The organism is Streptomyces avidinii (genome assembly GCF_045161815.1).
GTDB classification, from domain to species: domain Bacteria; phylum Actinomycetota; class Actinomycetes; order Streptomycetales; family Streptomycetaceae; genus Streptomyces; species Streptomyces avidinii.
Genome location: NZ_CP108863.1, coordinates 1026042 through 1043304, shown reverse-complemented (window position 1 = coordinate 1043304; position 17263 = coordinate 1026042). Strand labels below are relative to the sequence as shown.

Sequence of the window (17263 nt, the reverse complement as noted above, 5' to 3'; positions counted from 1 at the left end):
GCAGGCGGGAACCGGTCGGCGGACCCGGCCGTCACAGGACCGCGACGGGATTGACGGGCGAGCCCGTGCCGCCGGGAACGTTCAGCGGTGCCACGACGAACAGGAACGCGTACCGGCCCGCTTCGGCGCAGGCCGCGGACAGCGGTTCGAGGTCGAGGTTGTCCAGCAGTGGCACTCCCATCGCCGTCACCGCGAGGGCATGGACGGGGGAGTGCACCCCCTCCACCGGCGAAGGCCGTACGTCGCTGTCCCCGTCACCGCCGAGCAGCGCGACGGCGCGCTCGGCCAGCAGCGGCAGGGCGTCCACGTGCCAGCCGGCGCTCGCCTCGCCGGGGTTCCAGGGGCCCCGTTCCCGGCGCCGGCGCAAGGCCCCGGAGCGCAGCAGCACCGCGTCTCCGTCCCCGACCGTCACACCGAGCGCCTCCTCCGCGGCGAGCAGGTCCTGTGCGTGCACCGCACGGCCCGGTTCGAGCCATTCGATTCCGAGGACGGCGGGCAGATCGATCAGTACGCCCCGGGTGACCAGGGGGCCGAGCGACGACACGGCGCCGAACCGGGCCCCCGCCGCACCGACGACCCCGCGTGCCGCTCGGCCGTCGTACAGTCGCCCTCCGTAGGCCACATGTGACAGCGCGTCGAGGTGGGTCACGGCCTTGCCGTGGTAGTCCGCGCCGAGGAAGTCCTTGTGCACGGAGGGTTCCGGAGCCTCCACGTCGCCGAGGTCGGACATGAAGTGCAGCGCGGGTCTGGCGTTGTCCGGGCCGGGACGGGTGTCCCAGGGCCGCGCCATCGGTACGGTCGTCCCCGAGCGGACCGTGGCGACGGCCCTGCGCACATGGTCCGCCGTCACCCGGTTCCAGGCGCCGCGGTCGGCCGCGGCCCACCGGCCCCACGTACGGACCGACTCGAACAGCGCGTCGAACTCCCGGCGGGAGACGGCGGGCCCGTTGCCGGGAGTGCCGGCGGGTCGGTTGCCCATGGGGCCAGTGTCCGGCCGATCGCCTCTCCGCGCTGGCCGGTAGGCGATCACCCGGGCCTGGCGTGTCGGTCGCTCGCGCTAGTGTGCGTCCGTGAGCTTTCAAGTCGTCATAGGTTTTGGACCCGCGGGCGCCGCCACTGCCCGGCTCCTCGCCGAACAGGGCCATACCGTAAAGGTCATCACCAGATCGGGCCGAAGCCCGGAACCCGGAATCGAACACATCGCGCTCGACGCGACGGACGCGGAGCGGTTGACGGAGGTCGCGCAGGGCGCGACCGCCCTGTACAGCTGCGCCGCACCCCCCTACCACCGCTGGACCGGCGAATGGCCGCCGCTGGCCGCGTCGCTCTGCGCCGCGGCCGAGGCGACCGGGGCGGTCCTGGTCATGCTCGGCAACCTCTACGCCTACGGCCCGGTGGACGGCCCCCTGACCGAGGAGCTGCCGCTCGCCGCGACCGGCCCCAAGGGGCAGGTGCGCGCCGCGGTCTGGGAACAGGCCCGGACCCTGCACGAGCAGGGCCGGATCAGAGCCGTCGAGGTGCGCGCCTCGGACTTCTTCGGACCCGGCGTCACCGACGGCGGCCACCTGGCCGGCCGGGTCCTGCCGCCGCTGCTGCGCGGCAAGCCGGTCACCACGCTGGGGGACCCGGACGCCCCGCACAGCTGGACGTACCTTCCCGATGTGGCCCGGACGCTGGCCGAGGCCGGGGGCGACGAGCGGGCCTGGGGGCGGGCCTGGCACGTCCCGACCCAAGGAGCACTGTCCGTCAGGGAGATGGTCGACCGTCTGGCCGCCGAGGCGGGAACGGGACCGGTCGCGGTGCGCAGGCTCCCGTCGGCCGTGGTCGCCGTGGCCGCGCTCTTCTCTCCGCTGATCCGCGAACTGAAGGAAGTCCGCTACCAGTTCGACCGCCCGTTCGTCGTCGATTCGAGTGCCTACGAGACGGCGTTCGCGGCGCGGCCCACGCCCGTCGACGAACAGGTCAAGGCGACCGTGGACTGGTGGCGCGAGCGACTGACCACCGACGAGTGACATGGGTGACAGGACAGGGATGGACCACATAGAGGACCCGACGGGACCGCGGCGCGCGGACATCGCCGTCGTGGGAATGGCGTGCCGGTTCCCGGGGGCGCGCGATGTGAATCAGTACTGGCGGCTCCTGACGGCCCCGCAGGCGCAGTTCTCGAGGATTCCGGACTCGCGGTGGCGCACCGCGTCCTTCCTCAGCGACAACTTCCGTGACACCTCCGCGGCGTACACGGACACCATGGCGCTGCTGCCGGACGTGGGCCACTTCGACGCGGCCCACTACGGCATCCCGCCGCGCCGGGCCAAGGCGATGGACCCGCAGGCCCGGCTGCTGATCGACCTCGCCCGTGAGGCGATCCAGGACGCGGGGTGGGAGGCCGACGGCTTCGACCGCGAGGAGACCTCGGTGATCACGGCGCTCACCGAGGGCGGCTACCGCGAACTCAGCACCATGCAGATCCGGATGCGCCAGCTGGCCGGGGGCGAGTTCGGGGCGCGGGCCGCCCACCCCCGCCTGCCGGAGACCGTCCGGGCGGTCGACGGGCTCAACGGCACCTCGGTGGCCGGGCTCCTGCTCAACATGGGGCCGAACACGATCAGCTCGGTCTTCGACCTGCACGGCGAGAGCTACGCGCTGGACTCGGCCTGCTCGGGCGGACTCATGGCCGTGGCCAACGCCGTGCACGCACTGCGTGCGGGCCGCTCCCGCATCGCCCTCGCCGGCGGTGCCCAACTGGTCCTCACCCCCGACCTCCTGGTGGGGCTCTGCCGGATCGGCGCCATCTCGCGCAGCGGCCGCTGCCTGCCCTTCGGCGCGGAGGCCGACGGCTTCGTCCTCGGCGAGGGCGCCGGGGTCCTGGTGCTGCGGCCCCTGGCCGACGCCCTGGCGGCCGGCGACCGGGTCTACGCGGTGATCCGGGGCGTGGGAACGGCCAACGACGGGACCGTGCAGGGCGGGATGCACCCCCAGGCGGCCGGTCAGCTGCGCACGCTGCGCCGGGCCTACCGCGACGCGGGCCTGGCCCCGGGCGCGGTCGGCTACCTGGAGGCGCACGGCACCGGGACCACGGTCGGCGACCCCGTCGAACTCGAGGTCCTGCGCGAACTGCGCGGCGAGGCGGCCGAACCCGCCTACCTCGGCGCCGTGAAGGCGGTGGTCGGGCACTCGCTGAACTCCGCGGGGATCGCCGGGCTCATCAAATCGGTCCTGGCCGTGCAGCGGGGCGTGATACCCCCGCAGCCGGAGAGCGAGGGCGGCCTGTCCGATCGCTCCGCGCTCGAAGCCGCCCGGTTGACCGTCCCGACGGCGCCGACCCCCTGGCCGGAACGCGAAGGGCCCCGCCGCGCGGGCGTGAGCGCCTTCGGCTTCGGTGGCACCGGCGTCCACCTGGTGGTCGAGGAGTGCACCACGGCCGCGGCGGCCCCCGCGGCACCCGAGGAGGGGCCGCACGTACTCCTCCTCAGCGCGCGCGACCGGATCGGACTGGCCCGCTACGCCCGGGAGCTGGCGGACACCCTCGCCGCGGACCGGCCCCCGCTGGCCGCGGTGGCCGACACGCTCGCCCGCCGCGCGCCCCTGACGGAACACCTCGGCGTGGTGGCGCGGGACACGGCCGACGCCATCGCCCGGCTGACCGAGGCGGGCCGTACCGAAGGGCTCGCGGCGCAGCCCGCCACCGGCCCGGTGCCCCGGCCCGCGACGGTGCGGACGCCCCCGTGCACCCTGCCGCCGAGTCCGCTCGCCCCGCGCCGCCACTGGGTCGTGGACGACTCGGCGCGCGACGTGCCCGCCCACGAGGCCGGCACGGCGCCCGCCGCACCCGCCGCCGAGGTCGCACCCGCCGTGCCGCGGCCCGACGGCGCGCCCGCGCCCGCCGTGTCCGCTGTATCCGCCGTATCCATAGCCTCCGTCGTGCTCGAAGAGGTCTCCCGGACCGGTGTCTTCCCGCTCTCCGAGCTGAGCGAGCAGATGCTCCTGGTGGACGATCTCGGCTTCGACTCCCTGATGCTCCAGGAGCTCGAGGTCAACATCGGCAAGCGGATACCCGGCGCCCGGGCGGAGGAACTGTTCTCCCGCGAACTCACCGTCGGCCGGCTGATCGAAGCGCTCGATCCGGACCGGCCGCGGACGGTGGCCCCCGCCGAACCGGCCGTCCCCCCGCCGATCGCCGAATGGGATGCGGGGACGGCCTGCGTGGACGTCTTTCCCGAGGTGGGCGAGCTGGAGCAGCGCCTCGGTTGGATCACCGACAGCGGCGCGCAGAACCCGTACTTCCGGGTCCACGAGGGCAACATCCGCGACACGACCGTCATCGGCGGCCGCCCCTGCCTGTCCTTCGGCAGCTACAACTACCTCGGGCTCTCGGGCCATCCGGCGGTCAACGAAGCCGTACACCGCGCGGTGGACCGGTACGGCACCTCGGTCTCGGCGAGCCGGGTGCTCTCCGGCGAACGGGAGCTGACCGTCGAACTGGAGCGGGCGCTGGCGCAGTTCCTCGGCGTGGGGGACTGCCTGACGTTGGTGAGCGGCCATGCCACCAACGTCACCGCGATCGGACACCTCGTCGGCGCGGGGGACCTCGTCCTGCACGACTCCCTGGCGCACGACAGCATTCTCCAGGGGTGCGCCCTGTCCGGCGCGGCCCGACGCCCCTTCGCCCACAACGACATGGGGCAGCTGGAGCACATGCTGCGGATCAACAGGTCCCGGTTCCGACGGGTACTGATCGCCGTCGAGGGCGCCTACAGCATGGACGGGGACCTCGTCGAGCTGCCCGCCGTGATCGAGCTGAAGAAGCGATACGGCGCCCTGCTGCTCGTCGACGAGGCGCACAGCATCGGCACCGTCGGCGAACGCGGGCGGGGCGTAGGCGAGTTCTTCGGCGTGGACCGGTCCGACGTGGACCTGTGGATGGGCACCCTCTCCAAGGCCTTCGCCAGCTGCGGCGGCTACCTCGGCGGCTCGGCACGGATGGTGCGCTGGCTGCGCCACACGCTGCCCGGCTTCGTCTACAGCGTCGGTCTGACCCCGGCCAACGCGGCCGCGGCGCTGGCCGCCACCGAGCTGCTCACCGCGGAGCCGCAGCGGGTGCGCGCGCTCCGGCGCAACTCCGAGCTCTTCCTCGGCCTCGCCGCCGAAGCCGGTCTCGCGACGGGCGCCAGCGCCGACACCCCGATCGTGCCCTGCATCCTCGGCGACTCGGCGAGGACCCTGCGCGTCGCGGACGCGCTGTTCGCCCGGGGCGTGATAGCCGACCCGATCTTCCACCCCGCCGTGGCGGAGGGGCTGACGCGGCTGCGCTTCTTCGTCACCAGCGAGCACCGCGAGGAGGACATCCGACGGGCCGTGTCGATCCTGGCCGAGGAGGTGGCCGACGCCTAGGCCGTCTCTTTCGGATCTTGTCGGCCGAGTCCGCGGCGTCCGGTGCCATGGGGTTTCCCCAGGCCCGCAGGGCCGAGGGGAAGCATCGCAAGGCGGAGGGTCGTCCTTGTACTGGACGTACCGGGGCGGGCCCGACAACGCGGCGAGGTGCGGTGCCGGGCGTCGCGGGCCCGGCAAGATCCGGAAGAGACGGCCTAACCGATCCACGTCAGATCAGGGTCCGTTCGATGCGGCTGAGCGTGGCGCTCCTGGCGGGATTGCCGTCCCCGCCGGGCTCCGCGGCCGGCTCCGCGCCGTGCCGGTGCTCGGCATCTCCCATCCGCTGGGACAGGAGGTAGGCGATGATCTCCGCCTCCTGCTCCTGGACGTCGTCGTAGGTCGCGCGCAGGAGCATGTCGCGTACGAGTTCGGGGTCGAGGTTGGGGAAGAGCAGGCGCGCAGCCGCCTCGTCCAGCCCGCCTGCGCCGCGGTGGCAGCAGATGATGTGGCCCAGCTCGTGCAAGATGATGTGCTCCTGATGCGCGCCGGTGGTGTTGGCGTCGTAGAAGATGAGGTCCTCGTCGCGGGCGGCGACCCACATGCCGCACGGATGCGACGAGGGCATCTGCATCGGGACCAGCGTGATCGGACGGTCGCGCACCTCACCGAGGTGGCGGCACAGTTCGGCCACGTCGGTCACCTGCGGCAGGCCGAGCTCGGAGATCCGCTGCGCGCCGGCCTTGCGGAGCTTCTTGAGCTGGCTGCGGCGGTCGTGGTCGGCCGACCGCTCCTTCCGGGCGCCCCTCATCCCGACTCGGAGGGGTCGGCGACGGGCGGCAGGCCCTGCATCTGCCGGTACTGGTCCATGATGGCCGTGATGGCCTGGAGGTTCTCCTTCTTCATCCCGGCCGCCCGCATCGCCACGGCGCGGACCCCGGACTGCCGCAACGCCTCGATGGCGGCGAGCTCGCCGAGCACGGACTCGGCGACCTTGTCGTCGAAGAAGTACGCGACCGAGACGCCGAAGAAGCGGGCCAGGGCGGAGAGCAGGTCCGGTGACGGGTTGGCGCGCTTCCCCGTGCGCAACTGCGACAGGTACACACCCCCGACCTTGAGCTCGGGGTTGACGCGCTTCAGCTCGTCGGCGACCTCGGCGTTGGTCCAGTGCTTGCCCTTGGGGCGGACCGTCTTGAACAGGTCGTCGAGGCGCTTCGCGAGCAGGGGGCGTTCGTCACTCCCGCTCTCGGTGCCGTTGTCGGTCCCGGTCATGGTGAACCTTCCTCCCGTCCCCTCCTCGGTATAGCTCTCAGCTATACGCCAGTTTCACAGATTAGCGGCCAGTTGACAATTGACCAGGACTCGGCCAACGTGGGGTCCGGCCGATAGCTGGCAGCTAACTTGGCTCACGGGGGACGCCAAGTTGGTTGCCGGTGACATCGGACTGGCCCGGCCCTCGGGGGATGGGCCGGGCCAGTCCGGGCGGGAGCCACCCGTCCGGCCGCATGCAACAGCGGGGGAAACGGGGATACCCGCCCGGTTTGACGGGGGATGCAAACCGGGCGGGAGTTCTCAACTCGCCTTGCCGAGCTTACTGTAGGCGGCTGCCACTTTGGTGAGCCATGCGAGCTCTGCCGCGAAGTTGTTCGTGTCGCGGTCGTCGAAATCGCCGGCGTCCTTGTTGTCCTGGGGGACGGTGTCGGTCAGTTTTGCCTGCAAGGCCTGCTTGATCTGTGCCGCTTCGGTGAACGCCTGCCGCAGTTCCGCGCTCACCTCCTTGTCCGGATCGCACCCCCCGTTGGTGCTGCGGTCGATGTACGGACGCAAGTCCCGCCAGCCGTCCCGTATTTCGACGACCCGGCGGTGCAGCCGGTAGTCGAGGTCGGACACCGAGGCGCCGGGCGGCTCCAGGGCGATGTCCGGGGAGGACTCGTACAGGTCCCGCCAGAGCGGGTAGAGCGCCCGGTACGACCGGTACGTGCGCGCCCACTCCAGGAGCCGGGTCGCCCCGGGGCCCCACGAGGAGTTGGTCAGGCTCAGCGAGAGCATGACGATGCCCGCGGCGCTGAAGACCGAGGCGGCGACCTTCCAGGCGCCGATGTCCACCCCGCTCGCCGCCGTGAGGATGTTGACCGTCCTGGCCAGGCAGTAGAGGAAGAGGACCACCGCGGTCACCGAGAGCAGCCGCAGCGCCTGGCGCAGCGAGGCGTTGTCGGTCATCCGCGCGTACGGGCCGCACTGGAGGTAGATGGTGACGCACGGAATCGCCTGGGAGACGATGAAGGCCAGGAGATAGGTGAGGAGCAGCGGCTCGCTGGTGCCGTCGAAGTCCGAGGCCGGCCGGGCGGTGCCGTCGGCGAGGAAGAAGAGGGCCGTCAGCAGCACGTCGAGGGCGATGCCGGTGATCAGCCAGTAGCGGGTCTTGCGTACGGCCACCTCGTCCGCCGCGGCCCACCGCAGCAGGATGATCTGCGCGCTGACGCAGAAGGCGACCGCCGACAGGTGCATGAGGAGGACGGCGAGGTTGCCGACCCCCAGCAGGGGCCCGCCGCCCATGGCCAGAGCACCCATGGTGAAGGTGAGGCACTGGAGCAACAGGGTGGCTATCAGCGTGCGGTACGCGCCGTCCTTCCAGCTGCGCCGCGCCTGGCACAGCCGGTAGACGAGCGCCGCGTACGAGGAGAGCGCCGCTATGACGAAGCAGAGGGTTCTGGTGGTGTTCACGTCCTGGATTCCTGCCGGTGCCGCGTGGGGGCGGACGGTTCAGTCGGTCTTCTCGGCGAGGGGGACCTCGAGCCCGATGCTCTCGGCCGCCACGGCGATGGCGTAGTCGAAGAACGCGACCTCGTCGCGGACGCTGTCGTGGGTACGGCTGAAGACCTGGAAGACCAGCAGGCCGATCAGGTTGCTCCACAGCACGATGCCGCGCTCGATGATGTCCGAGAACGGAGCCCCGGGCACTCCGCCGAAGAGCAGCGCGGCCTCCGGCAGGAGCAGCGGCGGACCGGGCACCGCCCGCCGCGGCGGGGCGAGTTCGCCGGCCTCCAGCGCCGAGCGCACGATACCGGCGAGGACCGCGGGGGTGCGCGAGGCCGACGGGACCGTGTCCTGGGGGGCGTGGTAGTCCGGCACGGGCGAACCGTAGATCAGGGTGAACTCGGCGGTGTTGTCGAAGGACCACTGCCGCAGCGCGCGGGTGACCGCGAGGAGCCGGGCGCCGCCGGACGCGCCCGCCCCGATGGCGGCCGCGTCGGCCTGCTCCATCGCCTCGGCCGACGCGTCGTAGGCGTCGATGACCAGGGCGGTCAGCAGATCGTCGCGGTGGGGGAAGACGGCTTCGACATCGGCGACGGGGATACCGCTGTCACGGGACACGGCCTCCAGGGAGAGCCCCGAGGCGCCCAGCTTCACCAGCTGGTGACGCGCGATGTCCTTGATCACCACCGCGGGCGTGATGTCTTCGTCGTCGTTCGAACTGATTGCGGAAACGTCCATGCGGGAACCGTACCCGTCGGCAACTGAGGCCGTGCGTGCGGACTCTGGAACCCCCTGGTCATGCGCAGGGATCCGGCCACCGGGCGGGTACGGAACGTTCCGGGCGAATGCGGTCGACCGGGCGGCTTCAGGTGTCGGACAGCGTGCTGGGCCCGCCCGCCAGGGCGATGCGCAGCCCGTCCGGCCGGACCTCGGCGGAGGTGGCGGCGAGCCCGAGCGGGTACTCCTTCGGTGCGCCCGCCTGCGGTCCGAGGCCGCCCTCGCCGATTCCGAGCCGGTCGGTGGGAACGGAGCGGCCGAACAGGGTCAGTCCGTCGACGGCGAGGGTGACTCTGCCGTCGGCGAGTACGGGGCGCAGCGCGAGGCGGCCGACGCCGCCGGGGCCGACCTCCGCGAGGACCGTGCCCTTCGCCGGGTCGGTGGTGACCGGGCCCACCGCCACGGACGGTACGGCGTCGCGGATCGCGGCGGAGAGGGACTGCGTCGAGACGGTCACCTCGACCTCGGAGCCGCCGACGGTGGTCGTGGCGCCGAGGCGGACGTCGTCCAGCCGGGCCCGGACGCGGACATGGGAGAGCCGGCCGACCCGGGCCTCGTCGCTGCTGATGTCCAGTCGGTGGATGTTCTCGTGCGCCAGGTCCCACAGGGCCCAGCCGCCGGCGACACCGACCGCCACGTCGTCGCCGAGGCCCGGGGCCGCCTTCGCGACGCGGTTCTGGATGACGCCGCGGACCGCGTACTCGGCCACGCCGGTGGCGGCGACGGCCAGCAGGAGCACGGTGGCCGTGACCGTGAGGACCGGATGCCGGCGCAGGGCAGCCGCCCAGGACTTCGGCAGGTTGCCCTTCACCGGCGATCTCCTCGGGCCTGAGCGGGGGCGAGTTCCGATGCGGGACCCGGTACGGCAGGGGCGTCCGGCCCCGCAGCAGCGGGTTTTTCCGGGTCGAGGTGCGGCAGCAGCCGGTCCAGCCAGCCGGGGAGCCACCAGTTGGCGCGCCCGAAGAGGTACATGGAAGCCGGTACGAGCAGCAGGCGGACCACGGTGGCGTCGATGATCACGCTGACGCCGAGGCCCAGCGCCAGCATTTTCACGGCGACGTTCGTGGACAGCAGGAAGGCCAGGAAGACGCTGGTCATGATCAGCGCCGCGCAGGTGATGACGCGGGCGGTGGCGGCGAGGCCGGTGGCGACGGCCAGGTGGTTGTCCTCGTACTGCAGCCAGGTCTCGCGGATCCGGGAGAGCAGGAAGACCTCGTAGTCCATGGAGAGTCCGAAGACGATCGCGAACATCATCATCGGTACGTACGACTCGACGGGCACCTTCTCGGTGACGCCGAACAGCTCGCCGCCCCAGCCCCATTGGAAGACCGCGACGACCACGCCGTAGGCGGCGGCGATGGAGAAGAGGTTGAGCACGGCGGCCTTGAGCGCCACCAGCAGGCTGCGGAAGACGGTGAGCAGCAGCAGGAACGCGGCGGCCACCACCACGGCGATGATCAGGGGCAGTTTGGCCGTCAGGGTGTCGGTGAAGGTCTGCGCGGCGGCGGCCGTGCCGGTGAGGTAGCCGGTGGCTCCGGTACCCGACAGCGCCTGCGGCAGCGTCTCGTCCCGCAAGGTGTGGATCAGGTCGGCGGTGGCCCGCTCCTGCGGGCCGGTGGTGGGTATGACCGTCGTGACGAGCAGGGCGTGGTCCGGGCTGGGGACCGGGGGAGTGACCGAGGCGACGCCCGGTACGGCGGCCAGTTCCTGCCGGAGCGAGCCGGCGAGGTCCTCGCGCAGACTTTCGCTCGCGACCCGGCTGCTGTCGAGATGGGTGACGACGGTGAGCGGGTCGTTGGCGCCGGGGCCGAAGCCCTCGGTGACCAGGTCGTAGGCGCGGCGGTCGGTCCTGCTGGTGGACTGGGCCCCGGCATCGACGTGGCCGAGCTGCATGGACGCGACCGGGATCGCGAGGACGCCGAGCACCAGCAGACCGCTGACCAGGAAGAGCCACGGGCGTCGGCTGACCCCTTCGGCCCAGCGGTGCCAGACGTCCGCCTCGCCGGTGGGCTCGGCGACCGGCTTGCGTACGTGGAGGCGGTCGATCCGGCGGCCGAGCAGACCCAGCAGGGCGGGCGTCAGCGTCACGGACGCGGCGGCGGCCACCAGGACACCGATCCCGGCGGCGACCCCGAGGGCGCCGATGAAACCCACGCCGGAGGCACAGAGCCCGCCCAGGGCCATGGCCACGGTGGCGGCGGCGACCAGCACGGCGCGGCCGCTGGTGGCGACCGTACGGCCGACCGCCTCGGCGGGTTCCGTTCCGGCGTGCAGCAGGGCCCGGTAGCGGGTGGCCAGGAAGAGGGCGTAGTCGATGCCGACACCGAGGCCCATCATGGCGGCCAGGGTCGGGGCGGCCTGCGCGAAGTCGAAGTGCCCGGCGAGCAGACCGAGTCCGGCGAGACCGACGGACAGGCCGATCACCGCCGTCAGCAGCGGCAGACCGGTGGCGGCGACGCTGCCGAAGCCGATCAGCAGCACGAGCACGGCGACGGCCAGCCCGATGGCCTCCGAGGCACGGTCGGCGGACTTGGGCGTGGCCAGCTGCCCGAGCGGGGCCCCGTACTCGACGGTGAGGCCGTCGGCGCGCAGCGGCTCGACGGCGGTGTCGACCCCGGCGAGGTAGGAGGGGGCGAAACTCGCCGGGTTGCCGTCGAAGCGGACGGTCACCTGGGCGGTCCGTCCGTCCGCGGAGAGCGCCCCGGGTGCGGTGAACGGGTCGGCGACCGACAGGACGTCCGGCAGTCCGCCCAGGTCGGCGACGGTCGTGTCGACGGCCGCCCGGTGATCGGCGACCGCACCCTCGCCCGCCTTGATCACGATGGCGGAGGCCGTGCCGCCCGAGCCGGTGGTGTGGGCCGCCAGCAGGTCGCCGCCGGTCTGGGTGCTGGTACCGGGCAGGGAGAAGCTGTCCGCGAAGGTGCCGCCCCAGGTGTGGTTGGCCAGCCCCAGCCCGACCAGTGCCAGCACCCACAGCGCGACGACCCGCCAGGCGTGCTGGCCGCACCAGCGCCCGCTCCGGTGGAGGAGCCCCGGCCCCTCGGCCGATTCAGTGTTCATGGGGCCACTGTGGCCGGTGTGTGTAAGGGGGTGGTGGGCGCATTGTTCGGGGAATGTACGGCCGGCAGGATCCGGAAGGGGCGGCCTAGGCCACGGGTGCCGACGGGAGGGTGACGGTGAAGCTCGCGCCGCCCTCGGGACCGTGCCCCTCGACGCTGATGGCGGCGCCGAGCCGGCGGGTCAGCCGGTGCGCGATGGCCAGCCCCAGGCCGCTGCCGACCGGGCGGGTCCCGCGGTAGCGCTCGTGCAGGGCGCCGTGGTCGAAGGCGATCCGTACGTCGTCGTCGGTGAGGCCGGGCCCGCCGTCGCGGACCTGCAGCTCGGCCCCGCCGCCCGTCGCGGCCGCGTGGACGGCGAGGACCAGGGGCGCGCCCTCGGGCGTGACACGTAGCGCGTTCTGCACCAGGCCGTCGATCAGCTGCCGGACCCGGAAGGCGTCGGTGGCGACGACCAGCGGCCCGTCGGGCCGTTCGAGCCGGAGATCGACACCGTGGCGGGCGCACAGACCGGTCCAGAACGCCGCGGCCTCCGAAAGGACCGCGCACAGGTCGGCCGGGGCCACGTCGAGGCGGAAGTCGTCGGCCTCCAGCCGCGCGAGGTCGAGCAGGTCCGCGAGGAAGCGGTCCAGCCGCCGGGTCTCGTCGGCCAGGATGCCGCCGACCTCGGGTACCCGGTCCGGCTCGATCAGTCCGTCCGCGAGTGCCTCCGCGTAACCCTGGAGCGCCGTCAGCGGGGTGCGCAGGTCGTGGGAGACGGACAGCAGGAACTCCCGCTGCCGGTTCTCGCTGTGGGCCAGCGCCTCGTCCAGCACGTTGAGGGCGCGCCCGATGTCCGCGGTCTCCCGTGGGCCGTCGACCGGGGCCGGTACGCCGCGTTCGCCGTCGGCGAGCCGGTGCGCGATCTGCGCGGCCGTCACGAGCGGACGGGCGATGCGGCGGGCGAGCAGCGCGCCGGCCAGGGCCGCGCCGAGCATGCCGAAGACCAGTGGCGCGATCACGTTGCGGCGGATCTGGTTCGTGTTCTCGGTGACCACCGTGTACGGCTCGGTCAGGACGACCGCGCCGCCCCGTACACCGGGCTGCCCGACCAGCAGGACGTCCCGGCCGCCCAGGATGCCGGTGGTGGAGACCGGCTTGCCCGTCAGCAGGGCCGATCTGGACGCCCTGTCGACGGCCGGGCTCGCCGTTCCGCTCACCGTGCCGTCCGGGGCGATGACCGCGAGCTGAACCCCGTTCGGCCCCGCCAGGACCTGGGCGCCGTTGAACAGCGCCTCGGACAGGACCGGCAGGCGGCTGAGCACCGTTGCCTGCCGCGTCAGCTGGTCGCGTTCGCGCTGCTCCGCGCCGTGTGCGGCGGTCTGCCAGGCGATCAGCCCGGTGAGCGCCACCGCGAGCGCCGCGACCACCGTGGTCAGCACCACGATCTTGCGTGCGAGGGAGCCGCGGCGGGGGCCGTGCACGGGCCGGGGAGCGTTCACGGGCCGGAGGCCGTCGCGCTGTACCCGACGCCGCGGACCGTACGGATCGGGCTCGCGTCGCCGAGCTTGGCGCGCACCTGCGAGACGAAGACGTCGACCATGCGGGTGTCGCGGTAACCGGCGTACCCCCACACCTGGGCGAGGAGCTGCTCGCGGGTGAAGACCTGCCCCGCGTGCCGGAGGAGGTGGGCGAGCAGGTTGAACTCGGTGGCGGTGAGCTCGACCGGCTCGCCGTCGCGGCGCACGGTGCGGCTGACGGGGTCCACGCTGAGCCGGCCCGTGGTGCCGGGTGGCGGACCGGGCGGGCCGGCCGCCCGGCGCAGTACGGTCTTGACCCGGGCGACCAGCTCACGCGGCGAGAAGGGCTTGGTCAGGTAGTCGTCCGCGCCGAGTTCGAGGCCGAGGATCCGGTCGGCCTCCTCGCCCCGCGCGGTGACCAGCAGGACGGGTGTCCAGTCGCCGGCGTCCCGCAGGGCGCGGCAGAAGGCGATGCCGTCCATGCCGGGCAGGCCGATGTCCAGGACGATCGCCACCGGGTGCATACGCCGCGCAGCCGCGAGCCCCGCGGTTCCGTCGGCCTCGACGTGGACACCGAAGCCGTCCCGAGACAGGTAGAGCCGCTGCACGTCGGAGATGTGGCGCTCGTCCTCGACGATCAGCACGAGGCCCTTGGACTGCGTCATCACTGCCTCTCACGCGCGGTTGGCAGCACCGATGCTAACCGCGCCGGGCGACCGTTCCGGCGGGCGCGCCGCCATCCGTACACGACCCGAACAATGCGCCGACGGCGTCGGCGTCCGGAGCGAGCTGCCCGACGCCACGTTCGAGGGCGGGGACGAGGTACGTGTCACCCTCCTCGACGTGGACCTGCGGCGCCGCCGCATCGGCCTCGCGCCGGACGGCTGAGCAGCCGCAGGGCGCCCCGTACCTCCGAACGGGCGCCCGTACCTCCCCCGGACCGGGTGACACGAGTGGTGATCACCACCGATCACCGGTTCAGTGGGGAGCGTGGGCCGACCATCGCAGTCCGTACTCCCGCGTGAACCCCGGTGACCTCCATGGACCACCGGGCCCCCACCGGTGACCCCATGCTCACGGCCAGGTTCACCCCGCCCGCCGTACCCGAGCTGCTGGTCCACCGGCCCGATCTGCTGGGGCGCCTGGCGGCCGGGGCGTGCGGACCGCTCACCCTCATCAACGGACCGGCCGGATCGGGCAAGACGGTCCTCACCGCCCACTGGGCGGCCGACCGCCGCGCGCCGCGCCCCCCGATGTGGCTCACCGTCGAACCCGACGACGCCCCCGGAGCCTTCTGGGCGTACCTCCTGGAGGCCCTGCACCGCGGCGGGGTGACGCTGCCCGCCGAGGTGGGCAGGCCCACCCGCGCCGAAGGGGTCACCCGGTCGTTCCTGGTGCGCCTCGCGGACGGGCTGGCCGCCTCCCCGCAGCCCGCGGTTCTCGTGCTCGACCAGTTCGACACCGCCCAGCCGCCCGCGACCGCCGAGGGACTGGACTTCGTACTCCGGCACGCGGCCGGGGGCCTGCGCATCGTGCTCACCAGCCGATCGGACCCCCTGCTGCCCCTGCACCGCTACCGCGCGGCGGGCGAGATCGTGGAGATTCGGCACGCCGACCTCAGATTCACCCACGAGGACGCCGAGGCGCTGCTGAGCGAGCACCGGCTCGACATCTCACAGTCCGGAATCCGACGGCTGATGGAGCGGACCGAGGGATGGGCGGCAGGGGTGCGCCTGTGCGCGCTGGCGATGCAGCGCAGCGCCGACCCGGAGGCGTTCCTCCGCCAGTTCGCGGCCGACCGCACCACGATCGCCGGATATCTCCTGACCGAGGTGCTCGACGCCCAGCCGCCGCCCACCCAGGACCTGCTGCTGCGCGTCTGCGTGACCGACCGCGTCCACCCCGACCTCGCGGACGCGCTGACCGGCCGGGACGACGGCGCACGGACCCTGGCCGGGCTGGCCCGCGACAACGCGTTCCTGGAGCAGATCGACGCCTCGGCCTGGTACCGGCTGCACCCGCTGTTCGCCGAGGTCCTGCGCGCGCACCTGCGGGAGCGCTGCCCCGGTCTCGAGCCCCGGCTGCACGGGCGGGCGGCCCGCTGGCTGGCCCGGACCGGGCGGCCAACGGAGGCCGTGCTGCAGGGCGCGGCCGCGGGGGACTGGCCGTTCGCGGCCGCGCAGCTGGTCGACAACCTGGCCCTCGGCCGCCTGCTGACCGGCCTGGAGGCGGACCAGCTGGGCCGGGCGTTCGCCGGGATGCCGCCGGGGACGGCAGGGGCGGCGCCCGCACTGGTCGCGGCGGCCTGCCGACTGGCCGCACAGGACCTCTCCGGGGGCGAGGCCGCGCTGCGGCGGGCGGACGCCGCCCTGACGGACTCCTCCGGTCCGGCGGCTCGGCTCGGCCGCGCCTTCCTCGGCGTACTCGCCGGGCGCGCGGCCGGCGACCTGCGGGCCACCGAACGGGCGGCCGGTGACGCCGACCGGCTGCTGGGGGAGCTGCCGCCGCCCCTGCTCGCCGAGCGCCCCGAACTCCGCGCACTGCTGCCGGCGCATCTCGGCGCGGCCGAGCTCGGCTCCGGGCACCTGGACCGGGCCGAGGCCACGCTGACGGCAGCCGTGGCCGCGTGCGGGCCGCCCGGAGCGGAACACCCCGGAACGGAATATCCGCTCTGCGACGCGCTCGGCTCGCTGGCCCTGGTCGCACTGCTCCGCGGCCGGTTGCGGCGGGCGACCGAGCACGCCCGCGCCTGCCTCGCCCTGGCCGAGCGGTCCGCCCTTCCACCCGCGCGGCGGGCCGGTGTCGACCACCTCGTCCTGGCGGGCGTGGCCGTCGAGCAGAACGATCTGCCGGCCGCGCGCTGCCACCTCGACCTGGCGGCCGCGGCGACGGGGCTGCGTCCGGACCCCGCGACCACCGCCCGGGCCGCCGTCATCGGTGCCCGGATCGCGCTGGCGGAGGGCGACGGGGACGCGGCGCTCGCCGTGCTGCGCGCGGTGGCCCCGGCGCGACTGTCCGACCGGGTGGTGGACGAGCTGGCCGTGGCCGAGTCGGCCGTGCACCTGGCACGCGGCGACGCCGAGGCGGCCCTCCAGGTCCTGGACGCACCGGCCGCCGACGGGCCGGAGCACGCGGTGGCCCGCGCCCGCGCCCTGCTGGCGCTGGGCCGCGGGTCGTGCGCGGCGCAGGCACTGGCGGGCGTACCGGGGGCGGCGGACGACGGCGTCGCGATGCCGGTACGGGCCCACGCGAGCCTGCTCCGGGCGCAGCTCGCCGACGCGGACGCAGACGCCGAGGAGGCGCGGCGCCGACTGGCCGAGGCGCTGGCGCTCGCCCGCCCCGAGGAGCTGCGCCGGATGTTCGTCGAGAGCGGTCCCTGGGTGCGCCGCGTCCTCGACCGGGATCCGCAGTCGGCCCGCCTGCATGCCTGGCTGACCCCCGGCGCCCCGGTCCGTACGGCGCGTGCTCCGCGGGCCGACGGGCAGCCGGCGGTGGTGGAGCCGTTGAGCGCGCGCGAGGTCGAGGTGCTCCGCAAGGCCGCGGAACTGCTGTCCACGGAGGAGATCGCGGCCGAGCTGTTCGTATCGGCCAACACGGTCAAGACCCACCTGAAGAGCATCTACCGCAAGCTCTGCGTCACCCGGCGCAGCGACGCCGTCCACCGGGCGCAGGACCTCGGGGTGCTCTGAGCCGGGTGCGGGGGCGGGGGTGTGAGCGTTCTTTCGCCCGTACCGGGCGATGCCGGGCGTCCGGCGGGGACCGACGATGGCGGGTGAAGGCCGGGAGCGGGCCGGGCCCCCTCCGCAG

General features: G+C 73.5%; 13 protein-coding genes. 4 read left to right on the top strand and 9 right to left on the bottom strand.

What is annotated here, in order from left to right:
* Positions 1–31 precede the first annotated feature (31 nt).
* Positions 32–979: a cyclase family protein gene (locus OG373_RS04805; RefSeq protein ID WP_405436084.1), complete on the bottom strand. Its 948-nt coding sequence runs from the start codon at positions 977–979 to the stop codon at positions 32–34.
* Positions 980–1070: 91 nt separating this feature from the next.
* On the opposite strand from OG373_RS04805, the gene OG373_RS04800 reads away from it, so the two are divergent.
* On the top strand, positions 1071–2012 hold the full coding sequence (locus OG373_RS04800; RefSeq protein ID WP_405436082.1) for an NAD-dependent epimerase/dehydratase family protein: 942 nt from the start codon (positions 1071–1073) through the stop codon (positions 2010–2012).
* A gap of 19 nt (positions 2013–2031) precedes the next feature.
* On the top strand, positions 2032–5391 hold the full coding sequence (locus tag OG373_RS04795) for an aminotransferase class I/II-fold pyridoxal phosphate-dependent enzyme (protein ID WP_405436080.1): 3360 nt from the start codon (positions 2032–2034) through the stop codon (positions 5389–5391).
* 208 nt (positions 5392–5599) lie between these two features.
* Here the strand turns inward: OG373_RS04795 and OG373_RS04790 are convergent, their stop codons facing one another.
* The 8 genes from OG373_RS04790 to OG373_RS04755 form a co-directional block, all read right to left on the bottom strand.
* Positions 5600–6178 (bottom strand): toxin, encoded by a 579-nt coding sequence (locus tag OG373_RS04790; protein ID WP_405436078.1) that lies wholly within the window; start codon positions 6176–6178, stop codon positions 5600–5602.
* On the bottom strand, positions 6175–6639 hold the full coding sequence (locus tag OG373_RS04785; RefSeq protein ID WP_052870825.1) for a helix-turn-helix domain-containing protein: 465 nt from the start codon (positions 6637–6639) through the stop codon (positions 6175–6177). Before OG373_RS04785 ends, OG373_RS04790 begins: the two co-directional genes overlap by 4 nt.
* A gap of 300 nt (positions 6640–6939) precedes the next feature.
* A complete protein-coding gene (locus OG373_RS04780) occupies positions 6940–8091 on the bottom strand; it encodes an MAB_1171c family putative transporter (protein WP_405436076.1) in 1152 nt (383 codons plus the stop codon).
* A 39-nt stretch (positions 8092–8130) separates the two neighbouring features.
* Positions 8131–8862: a TetR-like C-terminal domain-containing protein gene (locus OG373_RS04775; protein WP_405436075.1), complete on the bottom strand. Its 732-nt coding sequence runs from the start codon at positions 8860–8862 to the stop codon at positions 8131–8133.
* A gap of 127 nt (positions 8863–8989) precedes the next feature.
* Entirely contained in the window at positions 8990–9712 is a 723-nt protein-coding gene (locus OG373_RS04770; protein WP_405436073.1) for an LmeA family phospholipid-binding protein, read from the bottom strand.
* Complete coding sequence (locus OG373_RS04765) at positions 9709–11961, bottom strand: MMPL family transporter (RefSeq protein WP_405436071.1); 2253 nt, start codon at positions 11959–11961, stop codon at positions 9709–9711. Before OG373_RS04765 ends, OG373_RS04770 begins: the two co-directional genes overlap by 4 nt.
* A gap of 85 nt (positions 11962–12046) precedes the next feature.
* On the bottom strand, positions 12047–13438 hold the full coding sequence (locus OG373_RS04760) for an ATP-binding protein (protein ID WP_405436070.1): 1392 nt from the start codon (positions 13436–13438) through the stop codon (positions 12047–12049).
* Positions 13435–14121, bottom strand: coding sequence for a response regulator transcription factor (locus OG373_RS04755; RefSeq protein WP_405436068.1), 687 nt, complete (start codon positions 14119–14121; stop codon positions 13435–13437). The genes OG373_RS04760 and OG373_RS04755 overlap by 4 nt, the downstream gene beginning before the upstream one ends.
* 19 nt (positions 14122–14140) lie before the next feature.
* Here OG373_RS04755 and OG373_RS04750 point away from each other — a divergent pair, with 19 nt between their 5' ends.
* On the top strand, positions 14141–14344 hold the full coding sequence (locus tag OG373_RS04750) for a hypothetical protein (RefSeq protein ID WP_405436067.1): 204 nt from the start codon (positions 14141–14143) through the stop codon (positions 14342–14344).
* Between the two features lie 152 nt (positions 14345–14496).
* Positions 14497–17145: a LuxR C-terminal-related transcriptional regulator gene (locus OG373_RS04745; RefSeq protein ID WP_405436066.1), complete on the top strand. Its 2649-nt coding sequence runs from the start codon at positions 14497–14499 to the stop codon at positions 17143–17145.
* The last annotated feature ends 118 nt before the right edge of the window (positions 17146–17263 follow it).

What these genes read in the sequence shown, in the direction of transcription:
- OG373_RS04790 (WP_405436078.1), bottom strand. Translation starts at nt 6,178, where the DNA reads ATGAGGGGCGCCCGGAAGGAGCGGTCGGCCGACCACGACCGCCGCAGC.
- OG373_RS04765 (WP_405436071.1), bottom strand. Translation starts at nt 11,961, where the DNA reads ATGAACACTGAATCGGCCGAGGGGCCGGGGCTCCTCCACCGGAGCGGG.
- OG373_RS04745 (WP_405436066.1), top strand. Translation starts at nt 14,497, where the DNA reads ATGGACCACCGGGCCCCCACCGGTGACCCCATGCTCACGGCCAGGTTC.
- OG373_RS04785 (WP_052870825.1), bottom strand. Translation starts at nt 6,639, where the DNA reads ATGACCGGGACCGACAACGGCACCGAGAGCGGGAGTGACGAACGCCCC.
- OG373_RS04755 (WP_405436068.1), bottom strand. Translation starts at nt 14,121, where the DNA reads ATGACGCAGTCCAAGGGCCTCGTGCTGATCGTCGAGGACGAGCGCCAC.
- OG373_RS04795 (WP_405436080.1), top strand. Translation starts at nt 2,032, where the DNA reads ATGGACCACATAGAGGACCCGACGGGACCGCGGCGCGCGGACATCGCC.
- OG373_RS04775 (WP_405436075.1), bottom strand. Translation starts at nt 8,862, where the DNA reads ATGGACGTTTCCGCAATCAGTTCGAACGACGACGAAGACATCACGCCC.
- OG373_RS04805 (WP_405436084.1), bottom strand. Translation starts at nt 979, where the DNA reads ATGGGCAACCGACCCGCCGGCACTCCCGGCAACGGGCCCGCCGTCTCC.